Origin of the sequence: Novosphingobium sp. (assembly GCF_041905565.1) — a bacterium.
In the GTDB taxonomy this organism is placed as follows: domain Bacteria; phylum Pseudomonadota; class Alphaproteobacteria; order Sphingomonadales; family Sphingomonadaceae; genus Novosphingobium.
The window spans coordinates 1-12,253 of the sequence record NZ_JAYRKX010000006.1 but is presented as its reverse complement, the minus strand read 5'-3'; the positions used below and the strand labels follow the sequence as shown (position 1 = coordinate 12,253).

Genomic DNA, 12,253 nt, shown 5'->3' with positions numbered 1-12,253 from the left:
AATTGGCACGCCCCTTGCTGATTGGAGCGCGACGCAATGCAACTGGAGCCGATGCGATGGCTGATAGTCTGTTCGGAATTCATGGCCTGGCGCTCGAACTGCGGTCCGAGCGGCTGGGGCTGATCACCTCGAACATCGCCAATGCCGGGACCCCCGGGTACAAGGCGCGCGATTTCGATTTCGCCGCGGCGCTCAAGGCGCGCAGCGAGGGCCTGGGCAAGGACCAGGCGGTATCCCGCACCACGTCCTACCGCGTGCCGGTGATGCCCAGCCTTGATGGCAACACGGTGGAAATGGCCACCGAGCAGACCGCCTTTGCCGAGAACGCGGTCGGTTATCAGGCCACGCTCGGCTTCATTCGCGGGCGGGTCGACACGCTTACCCGCGCGCTGAAGGGGGATTGAGCGTGGCCGCCCCCCTGACCCTGTTCGATGTCGCCCAGCGCGCCATGTCGGCGCAGCTGGTGCGGATGAACGCCGCCAGTTCCAACCTGGCCAACGCCGGGTCGATCAGCGCCAGCGAAGCGGACGCCTATCGCCCGATCCGCGCGGTTTTCGCGACCGAAATGGACAAGGCCAGCGGCCTGGCCACGGTGCGCGTCGGCGCGGTCCAGCGCGATAACGTGACCCCGCTCAAGCAGCACAATCCCGATCACCCGCTGGCCGATGCCGAGGGCAATGTCTGGGCCGCCCCGGTCGATGAGAACGCCGAGATGGTCGAGATGCTCGATGCCTCGCGGCAGTACCAGAACATGATCGAGGCGCTGTCCACCGCCAAGCAGCTGATGCTCGACACGATGAGGATGAAATGACCATGATTTCAGCAGTTTCCACCTCGCCCGCTGGCAGTCCGGCGGCGGCCAAGAAGACCACGCTCGGCCAGGCCGACTTCATCAAGCTGATGACCACGCAGATGAAGCTGCAGGACCCGCTGGAGCCGGTCGATAACAAGGAAATGATCGCGCAGATGGCGCAGTTTTCCTCGCTTGCGGGGATCAACGACATCAACGCCACGCTGCAGGCGATCTCGGCCCAGCTGGCCCAGGTCATGCCCGCGCAAAGCAGCGCACAGCCCACCCAGAACAACGCCTAGGAGACGCACATGTCGTTCTACACCTCGCTCAACGGCCTCAAGAACGCGCAGACCGAGCTGTCGGTCATTTCCAACAACCTGGCCAACGCCGAAACCACCGGGTTCAAGAAAAGCCGGATCAACTTTGCCGACATCGTCGCCGGTTCGGCCAGCAGCAATCCCAAGCTGGTCAAGGGCATCGGCTCGACCGTCCAGTCGATCGACCAGAACTTCTCGCTCGGCCCGATCCAGCAGACCGGCTCGTCGCTCGACATGGCGATCAACGGCGAGGGCTTCTTCGCCAAGGTCAACCCGGTGTCCGGCAAGACCTTCTATACCCGCAACGGCAACTTCAGCATGGACGGGGCCGGCTATGTCACCGACACCACCGGCAGCCGCCTCCAGGTCCTGCCGGTCGATGCCCTGGGCAACGTCACTTCGACCACGCCGATCGACGGCCAGGCCCCGGTGACCAACGGTGCCGGGTCAGACTTTGTCGCCGTGCAGATCAAGCAGGACGGCTCGGTCATCGCTTCTTACGCCGATGGTTCGAACACCAATATCGGCAAGATCGCGCTGGCCAACTTCGTCTCGCCCGGCGGCCTGCTGCAGACCGGCGGGCAGGACTGGCAGGCCACCGGGATTTCCGGCGCGGCCAATTACAACCAGCCGGGCGCGGGCCGCTTCGGCACGATCCTGTCGGGCAGCCTGGAGCAGTCGAACGTCGACATTGCCGAGGAAATGGTCGGGCTGATCACCGCCCAGCGCTATTTCCAGGCCAATGCCAAGGCGATCGATACGGCCACCCAGCTGTCGCAGACCATCGTCAACCTGCGGACCTGAGGCACTGACCGATGGACCGCATGATCTGGACCGCCGTCACCGGCATGAACGCGTCGATGGCGCGCCAGCGGATGATCGCCAGCAACATGGCCAACGCGCAGACCATCGGCTTTCGCGCCGAAGTGATGCGGGTCACGCCGATGACGCTGGATGGCCCCAGCCTGGAAGCCCGCGCGATGACCGATGCGCAGGTCCACGGGGCGATCATGACCCCCGGTCCGATCACCGGCACCGGCCGCGCGCTCGACGTGGCGGTGGAGGGCGATGCGCTGCTCACCGTCCAGGCGATGGGCGAGGAGGAGGCCTATACCCGGCGCGGCGACCTGTCGATTTCGCCCAACGGGCTGCTGGTCAACGGCGAGGGCTTTCCCCTGGTTGGCGAAGGCGGCCCGATCAGCCTGCCACCGGGCAGCGACGTGTCGATCGGCCCGGACGGCGCCGTGCTGGTGCGCGACCGCGCCAATCCCGAAGCCCCGCCCCAGCAGGTTGACCGGCTGAAGCTGGCCAACTGGCGCGGCTCGAGCGTGCTCAAGGGGCTGGACGGGCTGTTCCGGGTCGAAGGCGGCGGCGCGCTGCCGCGCGACGATGCCGCCCGGCTGGTGTCCGGCAGCCTGGAACAGTCGAACGTCAAACCCAGCGAAGTGCTGATCGAAATGGTCGAGGCCCAGCGCCTCTACGACATGCGCACCAAGCTGGTCGCCACCGCCAAGGAACTGGACGAGGGCGGCGCCAGCCTGATGCGACTTAACGGATAACAGGAGACCCCCCATGCCCGCTTCCGCCCTGCACGTCGCCCGCACCGGCCTCGAGGCCCAGGACACCCGCATGCGGGTGATCGCCAACAACCTGGCGAACATCGGCACCACCGGCTTCAAGCGCGACCGCGCCAACTTTGCCACCCTGGCCTATCAGGACGCCCGCGTTGCCGGGCAGCAGAGCAGCACCGAAACAGCCTATGCCACGGGGCTGAACCTGGGCACCGGGGTGGGGATCCAGTCCACCACCTCGATCACCACCCAGGGCACGCTCAGCACTACCGGCAACGCGCTGGACCTGGCGCTGGACGGCGAAGGCTTTTTCCAGGTGCAGCTGCCCGGCGGCAAGCTGGGCTATACCCGCGCCGGCAATTTCAGCCGTTCGGCGGAAGGCCAGCTGGTCACCGCGCAGGGCTATGCGGTGCTGCCTGCGATCACCATTCCCGAAGGCGCCAGCGCGATCACCATCGGCGCGGACGGGACCGTTTCGGCCAATACCGCCGGGGCGACCGCCCCGGTCGAACTGGGCCAGATCACGCTTGCCAGCTTTGCAAACCCGGCCGGGATGCAGGCGCTGGGCGACAATTACCTCGGCGAAACGGCGGCCAGCGGCCCCGCGCAGATCGGCCCGGCCGGCGATGCCGGGCGCGGTTCGATCCGCCAGGGGATGCTGGAGGCAAGCAACGTCAACGTGGTCGAGGAACTGGTCGACATGATCGAATGCCAGCGCGCCTACGAGATCAATTCCAAGATGATCTCGGCGGTCGATGAAATGCTCAAGAACGCGAACCAGACGCTGTGACCATGACCCGCCAGCTTTCCCCGCTGCTGATCGCCGTGGCCGCCGCGCTGGCGACCGCCGCCGCCAGCCCACCGGCCCAGGCAGCCAACAAGCCCAAGCCCGGCTTCGAACCCGCCCTGCCCGCCGCCCCGCTTCCGGCCCCGGCAGGCAGCGGCGCGATTTTCAACGTCAATGCCGGCTATGCCCCGCTGCACAACGGCAACCGCGCCCGCGCGGTGGGCGATCCGATCACCATCCAGCTGGTCGAAACCACCACCACCAGCAAGAGCGCCGGATCGAAAACCCAGCGCAGCGGCGGGGCCAGCATTATCCCGCCCACGGCCGGTCCGCTCGGCTTCCTCAACCCCAATGCCCTTAACGCATCGAGCCAATCGTCGTTCAACGGCCAGGGTAACGCCTCGCAGACCAGCACGCTGGCCGGCGAAGTGTCCGTCACAATCGCCGAAGTGCGCCCTAACGGGACCGCACTGGTACGCGGAGAAAAGCGCTTGTTGCTGAGCCAGGGCCAGGAATGGATCCAGTTCGCCGGGATCGTGCGGCTGGCCGATGTGGATGCGGACAACCGCATCCTGTCCAGCCGCGTGGCCGATGCGCGGATCGAATATGCCGGCAACGGCAGCGTCGCGCGCGCCGGCAAGGAAGGCTGGCTGAGCCGCTTCTTCAACCTGATCAGTCCGTTCTGAGGGGGATGCGCGCCATGTTGATCCGCCTCATCGCCCTGATCGGGATTACGCTGGCCCTGCTGCTGCCGAGCGGTGCCCACGCCGAACGCGTGCGCGACCTTGGCACGTTCCAGGGGGTGCGCTCCAACCAGCTGACCGGCTACGGGATCGTCGTCGGCCTGGCCGGCACCGGCGACGACAGCCTGGAATATGTCACGCAGGCAATGCGCGGCGTCTCGGGCCGGGTCGGCGTACAGCTGCCCGCCGGGATCAATCCCAGCCTGAAGAACGCCGCCGCGGTGATGATCACTGCCGATCTGCCCGCCTTTGCCAAGCCCGGGCAGCGGATCGACGTGACCGTTTCCGCGCTGGGCAAGGCCAAGTCGCTGCGCGGCGGGGCGCTGATCCTGTCCCCGCTCTACGGCGCGGACGGGCAGATCTATGCCATGGCGCAGGGCAACCTGGCGGTAGGCGGCCTCGGCATTTCCGGGGCCGATGGTTCCAAGCTGACTGTCAATGTCCCCACCGTGGGCCGGATTGCCGATGGCGCCAGCGTGGAACGCGCGGTCGCCACCGGGTTCGACAGCGGCGATACGCTGCGCTGGAACCTGTTCCAGTCCGATTTCCTGACCGCCGCGCGGGTGCGCGATGCGGTCAACCGGCAGTTCCCTGGTACGGCCTCGGTCGAGGACGGCGTGACGCTGGCGCTGCGCCTTCCGGCCGGGGCCGATGCCCGCGCCAGCGTGATGGCCGCGATCGAGATGCTGGACGTGACCCCGGCGGAAACCCCGGCGCGGGTGATCGTCAACAGCCGCACCGGCACGGTCGTGATCAACAATGCGGTGCGCCTGTCGCCCGCCGCGATCAGCCACGGCAAGCTGACCGTGCGGATCGATGAAAAGCCCCAGGTGGTCCAGCCCGCGCCGTTCAGCCAGGGCCAGACCGCCGTGCAGCAAGACAGCCAGCTGTCCGCCGAGGAAGAAGGCCGCAAGGTGGCCCTGTTCAAGCCCGGCGCTTCGCTGGCCAAGCTGGTCGATGCGCTCAACCTGCTGGGCGTCAGCCCGTCGGACCTCGTCGCGATCCTCGAAGCCTTGAAGCAGGCCGGGGCGCTCAAGGCGGAAATGGTGGTGATATGAGCCCGGTGTCCTCCCCCCTCCTCGCCCAGGGCAGCCTGGTGCAGAGCCACGGCACCCAGCGCGAGCAGCTGGCCGGAGCCGCGCGCCAGTTCGAGGCGATCTTCGTGCGCCAGATGCTGGCCGCCGCGCGCAAGGCCGATTTCGGCGATCCGCTGTTTGGCGGCCAGGGCATCGACACCTTCCGCACCATGCAGGACGAACACTTTGCCGATGTCTCGGCCAAGTCCGGCGCGTTTGGCCTTGCCGCCCAGATCGAGGCGCAGCTGGCGCGCTTCGTGGACAAGGGAGCCTAAGCCATGGCCTCGGACCTGTTCTCGATCGGCTCCAGCGGGCTGAAGGCCGCGCGCGCCGGGCTGGAAGTGACCAGCCAGAACATCGCCAATGCCGCGACCGAAGGCTACGTGCGGCGCAGCGTCAGCCTGGCGGAAATGGCGGCGGCGGGCGGCTATTCGCGGCTCGGCGATCTGTCGCTGTCGGGCGTGCGGGTGGCCGGGATCCAGCGTAACGCCGATGTGTTCCGCCAGGCGGAAATGCGCCGCACCGGGGCCGATGCGGCCCGCGCCGGGGCGGAACTCACCGGGTTCGAGAATATCGAGGCCGCGCTCGACCAGTCCAATGTCTTTCCGGCGATGACCGCGTTTGAAGGCTCGCTCCAGCGGCTGCTGGCCGATCCGGTCGACCCGTCGCTGCGCGCCGCCGTGCTGGAAGATGCGCGCACCGCCGCCCGCACGTTCAACATCGCCGCCGATGCGCTCGACAATGTCGGCAAGGGGCTGCGGTTCGAAGCGAGCGATGCTGCCGCGCAGGTCAACGGCCTGGCGAGCGAGCTGGCGCGGGTCAACCTGCAGCTCAATCGCACCGCGGCCGGCACCAGTGACCAGACCATGCTGCTCGACCAGCGTGACCAGTTGATGCAGCAGCTGTCGGGCCTCGCCGATATTGCCACCACCATCGGCGCCGACCAGACGGTCGAAGTGCGGATCGGCGGCGCGCCGCTGGTCCAGGGCGGCAGCGCCAAGACCTTCGCCATGGCGGCGGCTGGCGACGGGACGATTTCCTTCACGCTGGACGGCGCGCCGGTGACCGTTTCCAGCGGATCGCTGGCCGGCAAGGCGCTGGCGCTGGTCGCCGTGCGCGACAACAAGATTGCGCTCGACGACATCGCCGACAACCTGGTGACCGCCACCAACGGCGCGCAGACCGCCGGGGCGGCGCTCGACGGCAGCGCCGGGCAGCCGCTGTTTTCGGGCAGCGGCGCGGCCGGCATCGCGCTGGCGCTGACCAGCGGCAGCCAACTTGCCACATCCCCCGCCGGAGCGGGTCCGGGCAGCCGCGACACCGCCAACCTTGAAGCGCTGCGCAGCGCCCTGACGGGTGCGGGCGTGGCCGACGATCTCGACGGGATGCTGTTTGCCGTGTCGAGCGGGGTGGCCGGGCGCAAGACCACGGCCCAGGCGCTCGATTCGATTTCCAGCGCGGCGCGGATCGCCTTCGAACAGCAAAGCGGGGTCGATCTTGACCAGGAAGCGGCCAACCTGGTGCGCTTCCAGCAGGCGTTCCAGGCCTGCGGCAAGGCGATCCAGATCGCCTCGGACTGTTTCGACACCCTGCTGGCCCTGAAGTGATAGCGGAGCGACGCCCATGACCCTTGTCAGCACCAGTGCCTTCTACGACCGGTCGACCCGCGACCTGTCGAGCCTGCGCACCCGGGCCGAGGGGCTGCAGACCGCGCTCAGCACCGGGCAGCGGCTGCTGAAGCCGTCGGACGATCCGGTCGGCGCGGCGCAGCTGCGCAGCCTGATGCGCGCCGATCACTTTTCCGCGATCGACCAGACCACCGCCGCCCGCGCCGCCAGCGACCTGACCCTGACCGACAGCGCCCTGTCGAACTTCGCCAACTACGTCATCCGCGCGCAGGAACTGACCACCCAGGCCGCCAGCGGCACGCTGACCGCCGCCCAGCGCAGCGGCATCGCCACCGAGCTGACGCAGATGGCGGACGAACTGGTCCGCCTCGCCAATTCGCGCGACAGCAGCGGCCACGCGCTGTTCGGCGGTCAGACCGCGGGCAATGCCTATTCGGTGACAGGCGCGGGCGCGCTGCAATACGACGGCACGGCCGTGGCCAGCGAGTTGCCGCTGGGCGACGGGCAGACCGTGACCAAGGGCGTCACCGGCCCGGAATTCCTGAACTTTTCCGGCACCAACCTCTACGCCGTGGTCAAGGGCCTGGCCGACGCGCTGAGCGGCGGCGCGCCCGATCCGGCGCAGGCCGCGCGCGATGCGCTGGGCCAGCTCGATGCCGGGCTCGATTCGATCACCACCGCGCAGACCGTGGTCGGCGCGCGGCTCAACTGGATCGACCTGATCGGCGAGCGCCGGACCCAGCAAGGCGAGTTGCGCGCCAGCGAGGAAGCCGAGGTCGGCGGCGCCGAACTCGCCTCGACCGTCACGCAGTTGCAGCAGGTGATGACCGTGCTCGAAGCCAGCCAGGCCAGCTTCGCCAAGCTCGCCAGCCTGTCCTTGTTCGACCTGCTGCGCTGATCCGCGCGCGGGCCATTCTGACGTTTCAATCCGGGGGGTAAGTTACAATGTACGCGGCAATCGGCATGGTCATCCTGGTCGTCATGGTGTTCGGCGGCTTCGCCATCACCGGCGGCGCGCTCGGCCCCGTGATGCACGCCATCCCGCACGAAATGCTGATCATCCTGGGGGCGGCCGCCGGCGCGATCGTCACCGGCAACAACATGCACGGGATCAAGGCCTTCGCGGGCGGCTTCGCCAAGGTGTTCAAGGGGCCGCGCCATACCAAGCAGGATCACATCGACGTGATCATCCTGTCCACCAAGCTGATGAAGATGCTGCGCAGCGAAGGCCCGGTGGCGCTGGAAAGCCATGTCACCGATCCGTCCACTTCGGCGATCTTTGCCGAATTCCCCCGCATCCTCGCCAACAAGGAACTGACCGGGCTGATCTGCGACACGCTGACCTTGATCGTCGTCTCCTCCGGCACGCTTGAAGTGCACGCGGTGGAAGAAGTGATGGACAACGCGATGAAGCAGCACTTCCACGAAATGCACGAACCCCAGCACGCGCTGCAGAACCTGGCCGATGCGCTGCCCGCGCTGGGGATCGTCGCGGCGGTGCTGGGCGTGGTCAAGACCATGGGCTCGATCGACAAGCCGCCCAGCGTGCTGGGGGGCATGATCGGTTCGGCGCTGGTCGGCACTTTCATGGGCGTGCTGCTGGCCTATGGCATCGTCGCGCCGATGGCCGGGCGGCTGAAGCAGGTGATCGAGGCGGACGAGCAGATCTTCCACGCGGTCAAGCAGGTGATCATCGCCAGCTTGCACGGCTGGCCCCAGCCGCTGGTGGTCGAAAGCGCCCGTTCGGGCCTGGGCCACGATTTCCGGCCCGGTCTGTCCGAGCTGCTCGACAGCCTGCGCGGACGTTAAGCCATGGCCGCTCCCAAAGGCGCGCGCGGCAAGAACGAGCCGCCGCCCCCGCCGATCATCGTCAAGAAGATCACAGTCGTCGCCGGCGGCCACCACGGCGGCGCGTGGAAAGTGGCCTATGCCGACTTCGTGACCGCGATGATGGCCTTCTTCCTGCTGCTGTGGCTGCTGGGCGCGACCACAGAAAAGCAGCGCAAGGGCCTGGCCGACTATTTCACCCCCACCCTGGTCAAGCTGAAGGAACAGAGCGCCGGGTCGAACGGCATGCTGGGCGGTTCGTCGATCACCGATGCCGACAACTATCCCAACCGCGCCGGGCAGACCGGCAACAAGGCCATGACCATCCCGCGCGACACCACCGGCGGGCCGAAGGAAGGCTCGGAAAAGGCCAAGCAGGTTGCCAAGATGCAGGAAAAGCTCGCCGCCAAGCTGCAGGCCAGCGCCCGGCTGGCCCGGCTGGCCAAGCAGGTGCGGATGATCGACACCGCCGAAGGGGTGCGGATCGACCTGGTCGACGATGCCGACTTTTCGATGTTCCAGCTGGGCACCACGGTGCTGACCGGCGACGCGGCCGAACTGCTCGACGTGATCGCCCAGACCGTCGCCCCCGAAATCGGCGCGCTGTCGATCCGCGGGCATACCGACAGCCTGCCGTGGAAGGGCGGCGCGGGCGCGAACAACTGGTCGCTATCGGCCGGGCGCGCCGAAGCCACCCGCCAGGCACTGATGCGCAATGGCATTGCCGAACCGCGCTTCCGCAAGATCGAAGGCGTGGCCGACCGCGAACCGCTGGTCCGCGACAAGCCCGAAGACCCGCGCAACCGCCGCATTTCGATCCTGTTGATGCGCTAGGGTGGACATGGCAGGAAGGCGGTCATGCACCTTGCCTTCCTGCTGTTCCCCGGCCTGACCCAGCTTGATCTGACCGGCCCGGTCCAGTTCCTTTCGCGCCTGCCCGGCGCGAAAGTGGACCTGGTCTGGGCCAGCCTTGATCCGGTGCCGACCGACGCCGGCTTTTCGATCCTGCCGACCGCAACCTTTGCCGATGTGCCGCGCGCCGATCTGCTGTGCGTGCCCGGCGGAATGGGCGTGGCCGGGGTGATCGGCCAGCCGCGTGCGCTCGATTGGGTGCGGCAGGTCGGGGCCGAGGCGCAGTGGGTGACCAGCGTCTGCACCGGAGCGCTGGTGCTGGGCGCGGCGGGGCTGCTGCGCGGCTACCGGGCGACGACGCATTGGGCCTGGCACGATCTGCTGGCGCTGTTCGGGGCGGAGCCGGTCCAGGCCCGCCACGTGATTGACCGCAACCGCGCGACCGGCGGCGGGGTGACCGCCGGGATCGACTTTGCCCTGGCGCTGATCGCCGAGATTGCCGGGCCGGACCATGCCCGCGCGGTGCAACTGGCACTGGAATACGATCCCGCCCCGCCATTCGAAGCCGGATCGCCGGACAAGGCCGGCCCTGCGCTGGTCCAGGTCTATCACGAGCGCGCCCAGCGCCTGGCGCCTAGCCGCAAGGTCGACTTGATCGCAGCGGCGGAGCGACTAGGGTTCGCACCCTAAAAGATCCGGGGAGGATGATTCTGTCATGGCCACTGGCCGCTATACCCTGTGGGGCACGCCCCATTCGCTCTATACCGGCAAGGCCCGGTCCTACCTGATCAAGAAGCAGGTCCCGTTTGACGAGGTGATGGCCAGCGACGCGCACTTCATGGGCGAGGTCATTCCCCAGGTCGGGCACATGGTGATCCCGGTGGTGCGCACGCCTGGGGGCGAGCTGATCCAGGACACCACCGCGATCATCGACCATATCGAAGCGCAGGGCCAGGGCGTGAACCTGGCCCCCGCCGGGCCGGTGCAGCGCGTGGTGGCCGAATTCCTCGATGCCTTCGGGTCGAACTACCTGTTGCCGCTGGCGATGCATTACCGCTGGACCTATCGCGACCGGCAGGAACTGTTCCTCCAGGCCGAATTCGCCCGCGCGATCCCGACCTCCATTCCTTATGAAAACCGGCTCGCCACGGCGCAGATGCTGATGGGCAAGTTCAGCGGCTTCCTGCCCAACCTGGGGGTCACGCCCGCAGTGATCCCGGCGATGGAAGAAAGCTATGCCGAGCTGCTCGCCGTGCTCGAAGCGCATTTCCGCGCCCATCCCTATCTGCTGGGCGGGCGGCCCAGCGCGGCCGATTTCGGCCTGATGGCCCCGCTTTACGCGCACCTCGCGCGCGATCCGGTGCCCGCCTTCCTGATGCGCACCACCGCGCCCAACGTGGCGCGCTGGACCGAGCGGATGAACGTGGCGACGATCCCCGACACCGACTATCCCGATCCCGGCGGCGACTATCCGGCGGATGACGCGATCCCCGAAACGCTGCATGCGGTGCTGAAGGTCGCCTTTGCCCAGTGGGGGCCGGGGCTTGCCGAAGATGCCGCGCAGTTCGATCGCTGGCTGGCCGAACTGGACGATCCCGCCCCCGGCACGCTGGTATCCAAGGGCGGCGAACGGCAGGTCCACCCCAATGTCGGGCGGATCAGCTATGCCTGGCGCGGGGTGACGATGGAGCGCGGCAGCCAGCCGCATTCGCTGTGGCAACTGGCCCGCGCGCAGGCCCTCGCCGCCGAACTGCAGGGCGATGCGCGCAGCCGCCTTGCCCAGTTGCTGGAACGCACTGGCGGCGCCGCCACCATGGCGCTACGCACCGCCCGCCCGATCCGGCGCGAGAACAACGTGCTGGTGCTGGGGTGAATGGGAGAGAACATGGAATTCGATGATGTGATCATGGGCCGCCGCTCGATCCGCGGCTATCTCGACAAACCGGTCCCGCGCGATCTGATCGAGGAAGTGCTGACACTGGCGATGCGCGCGCCCTCCTCGATGAACACCCAGCCGTGGAATTTCCACGTCATCACCGGCGAACCGCTCGCCCGGATCCGCGCCGGCAATACCGAACGCACCCTGGCCGGGGTTCCCGACAGCCGTGAATTCCGCAAGGGCGTGCCCTTTGCCGGCGTCCACCGCGACCGCCAGGTCGAAGTGGCCAAGCAGCTGTTCGGCGCCATGGGGATCGAGCGTGATGACAAGGCCGCCCGGCAGGACTGGGTGCTGCGCGGCTTCCGCCAGTTCGACGCGCCGGTCTGCGTGATCATCACCTATGACAAGGTGCTGGACGGCAGCGACGATACCCCGTTCGATTGCGGCGCGGTGACCACGGCGCTGGTCAACGCCGCCTGGTCGCGCGGGCTTGGCTGCGTGATCAACAGCCAGGGCATCATGCAAAGCCCGGTGGTGCGCGAACAGGCCGGCATCCCCGACGACCAGGTGATCATGAAAGCCGTCGCGCTCGGCTGGCCGGACGACAGCTTCCCCGCCAACGCCGTGGTCCCCGACCGCAAGAGCGTGACCGAAGCGGCGACGTTTGTGGGGTTTGATTAAGGATTTTCTCTCCGCCTGACGGCGGTGCGGAAGGGCCATCCGGCCCTTCCTTGCAACACCAGCCCGCTCCCCCGGCCCGACCACCCGTTCAAGGTACCC

The 12,253-nt window shown here is 67.8% G+C and carries 16 protein-coding genes; all 16 read left to right on the top strand.

The window, feature by feature from the left end; all coding sequences use genetic code 11:
* The first annotated feature begins 56 nt into the window (after positions 1-56).
* Genes flgB through ACE3N9_RS06375 form a run of 16 tightly spaced genes read left to right on the top strand, consistent with a single transcriptional unit; the run spans position 57 to position 12,154 of the window.
* Entirely contained in the window at positions 57-404 is a 348-nt protein-coding gene (flgB, locus tag ACE3N9_RS06450; protein ID WP_374282034.1) for a flagellar basal body rod protein FlgB, read from the top strand.
* Positions 401-811 carry a flagellar basal body rod protein FlgC gene (gene flgC / locus ACE3N9_RS06445; RefSeq protein WP_374282032.1) on the top strand — a complete coding sequence of 137 codons (411 nt, stop codon included), beginning with the start codon at positions 401-403 and terminating at the stop codon, positions 809-811. The genes flgB and flgC overlap by 4 nt, the downstream gene beginning before the upstream one ends.
* The gene (locus tag ACE3N9_RS06440) at positions 808-1,092 is read left to right on the top strand and encodes a flagellar hook assembly protein FlgD (RefSeq protein WP_374282030.1); all 285 of its coding nucleotides are present in this window, start codon (positions 808-810) and stop codon (positions 1,090-1,092) included. The genes flgC and ACE3N9_RS06440 overlap by 4 nt, the downstream gene beginning before the upstream one ends.
* Positions 1,093-1,101: 9 nt before the next feature.
* Positions 1,102-1,914 carry a flagellar hook-basal body protein gene (locus ACE3N9_RS06435; RefSeq protein WP_374282028.1) on the top strand — a complete coding sequence of 271 codons (813 nt, stop codon included), beginning with the start codon at positions 1,102-1,104 and terminating at the stop codon, positions 1,912-1,914.
* A gap of 11 nt (positions 1,915-1,925) precedes the next feature.
* Positions 1,926-2,669 (top strand): flagellar basal body rod protein FlgF, encoded by a 744-nt coding sequence (locus tag ACE3N9_RS06430; RefSeq protein ID WP_374282026.1) that lies wholly within the window; start codon positions 1,926-1,928, stop codon positions 2,667-2,669.
* 13 nt (positions 2,670-2,682) lie between these two features.
* Positions 2,683-3,471: a flagellar basal-body rod protein FlgG gene (flgG, locus tag ACE3N9_RS06425; protein WP_374282024.1), complete on the top strand. Its 789-nt coding sequence runs from the start codon at positions 2,683-2,685 to the stop codon at positions 3,469-3,471.
* Positions 3,472-3,473: 2 nt separating this feature from the next.
* Positions 3,474-4,154: a flagellar basal body L-ring protein FlgH gene (locus tag ACE3N9_RS06420; protein WP_374282023.1), complete on the top strand. Its 681-nt coding sequence runs from the start codon at positions 3,474-3,476 to the stop codon at positions 4,152-4,154.
* Positions 4,155-4,168: 14 nt separating this feature from the next.
* A complete protein-coding gene (locus ACE3N9_RS06415; RefSeq protein WP_374282021.1) occupies positions 4,169-5,269 on the top strand; it encodes a flagellar basal body P-ring protein FlgI in 1,101 nt (366 codons plus the stop codon).
* Complete coding sequence (locus tag ACE3N9_RS06410; protein ID WP_374282019.1) at positions 5,266-5,562, top strand: rod-binding protein; 297 nt, start codon at positions 5,266-5,268, stop codon at positions 5,560-5,562. Before ACE3N9_RS06415 ends, ACE3N9_RS06410 begins: the two co-directional genes overlap by 4 nt.
* A gap of 3 nt (positions 5,563-5,565) precedes the next feature.
* Complete coding sequence (flgK, locus tag ACE3N9_RS06405; RefSeq protein ID WP_374282017.1) at positions 5,566-6,894, top strand: flagellar hook-associated protein FlgK; 1,329 nt, start codon at positions 5,566-5,568, stop codon at positions 6,892-6,894.
* A 16-nt stretch (positions 6,895-6,910) separates the two neighbouring features.
* Positions 6,911-7,813, top strand: coding sequence for a flagellar biosynthesis protein FlgL (locus ACE3N9_RS06400; protein ID WP_374282015.1), 903 nt, complete (start codon positions 6,911-6,913; stop codon positions 7,811-7,813).
* A gap of 47 nt (positions 7,814-7,860) precedes the next feature.
* A complete protein-coding gene (gene motA / locus ACE3N9_RS06395; protein WP_374282013.1) occupies positions 7,861-8,724 on the top strand; it encodes a flagellar motor stator protein MotA in 864 nt (287 codons plus the stop codon).
* Positions 8,725-8,727: 3 nt separating this feature from the next.
* On the top strand, positions 8,728-9,576 hold the full coding sequence (locus tag ACE3N9_RS06390; RefSeq protein WP_374282011.1) for a flagellar motor protein MotB: 849 nt from the start codon (positions 8,728-8,730) through the stop codon (positions 9,574-9,576).
* 24 nt (positions 9,577-9,600) lie between these two features.
* Positions 9,601-10,284, top strand: coding sequence for a DJ-1/PfpI family protein (locus ACE3N9_RS06385; protein WP_374282009.1), 684 nt, complete (start codon positions 9,601-9,603; stop codon positions 10,282-10,284).
* A gap of 25 nt (positions 10,285-10,309) precedes the next feature.
* Positions 10,310-11,467: a glutathione S-transferase family protein gene (locus ACE3N9_RS06380; protein ID WP_374282007.1), complete on the top strand. Its 1,158-nt coding sequence runs from the start codon at positions 10,310-10,312 to the stop codon at positions 11,465-11,467.
* Between the two features lie 12 nt (positions 11,468-11,479).
* Complete coding sequence (locus ACE3N9_RS06375) at positions 11,480-12,154, top strand: nitroreductase (protein WP_374282005.1); 675 nt, start codon at positions 11,480-11,482, stop codon at positions 12,152-12,154.
* Positions 12,155-12,253 lie beyond the last annotated feature (99 nt).

Excerpts from the sequence above, each read along its gene's own strand:
- flgB (WP_374282034.1), top strand. The coding sequence starts at position 57 with ATGGCTGATAGTCTGTTCGGAATTCATGGCCTGGCGCTCGAACTGCGG.
- ACE3N9_RS06440 (WP_374282030.1), top strand. The coding sequence starts at position 808 with ATGACCATGATTTCAGCAGTTTCCACCTCGCCCGCTGGCAGTCCGGCG.
- ACE3N9_RS06435 (WP_374282028.1), top strand. The coding sequence starts at position 1,102 with ATGTCGTTCTACACCTCGCTCAACGGCCTCAAGAACGCGCAGACCGAG.
- ACE3N9_RS06430 (WP_374282026.1), top strand. The coding sequence starts at position 1,926 with ATGGACCGCATGATCTGGACCGCCGTCACCGGCATGAACGCGTCGATG.
- flgG (WP_374282024.1), top strand. The coding sequence starts at position 2,683 with ATGCCCGCTTCCGCCCTGCACGTCGCCCGCACCGGCCTCGAGGCCCAG.
- ACE3N9_RS06420 (WP_374282023.1), top strand. The coding sequence starts at position 3,474 with ATGACCCGCCAGCTTTCCCCGCTGCTGATCGCCGTGGCCGCCGCGCTG.
- ACE3N9_RS06415 (WP_374282021.1), top strand. The coding sequence starts at position 4,169 with ATGTTGATCCGCCTCATCGCCCTGATCGGGATTACGCTGGCCCTGCTG.
- ACE3N9_RS06410 (WP_374282019.1), top strand. The coding sequence starts at position 5,266 with ATGAGCCCGGTGTCCTCCCCCCTCCTCGCCCAGGGCAGCCTGGTGCAG.
- flgK (WP_374282017.1), top strand. The coding sequence starts at position 5,566 with ATGGCCTCGGACCTGTTCTCGATCGGCTCCAGCGGGCTGAAGGCCGCG.
- ACE3N9_RS06400 (WP_374282015.1), top strand. The coding sequence starts at position 6,911 with ATGACCCTTGTCAGCACCAGTGCCTTCTACGACCGGTCGACCCGCGAC.
- motA (WP_374282013.1), top strand. The coding sequence starts at position 7,861 with ATGTACGCGGCAATCGGCATGGTCATCCTGGTCGTCATGGTGTTCGGC.
- ACE3N9_RS06390 (WP_374282011.1), top strand. The coding sequence starts at position 8,728 with ATGGCCGCTCCCAAAGGCGCGCGCGGCAAGAACGAGCCGCCGCCCCCG.
- ACE3N9_RS06385 (WP_374282009.1), top strand. The coding sequence starts at position 9,601 with ATGCACCTTGCCTTCCTGCTGTTCCCCGGCCTGACCCAGCTTGATCTG.
- ACE3N9_RS06380 (WP_374282007.1), top strand. The coding sequence starts at position 10,310 with ATGGCCACTGGCCGCTATACCCTGTGGGGCACGCCCCATTCGCTCTAT.
- ACE3N9_RS06375 (WP_374282005.1), top strand. The coding sequence starts at position 11,480 with ATGGAATTCGATGATGTGATCATGGGCCGCCGCTCGATCCGCGGCTAT.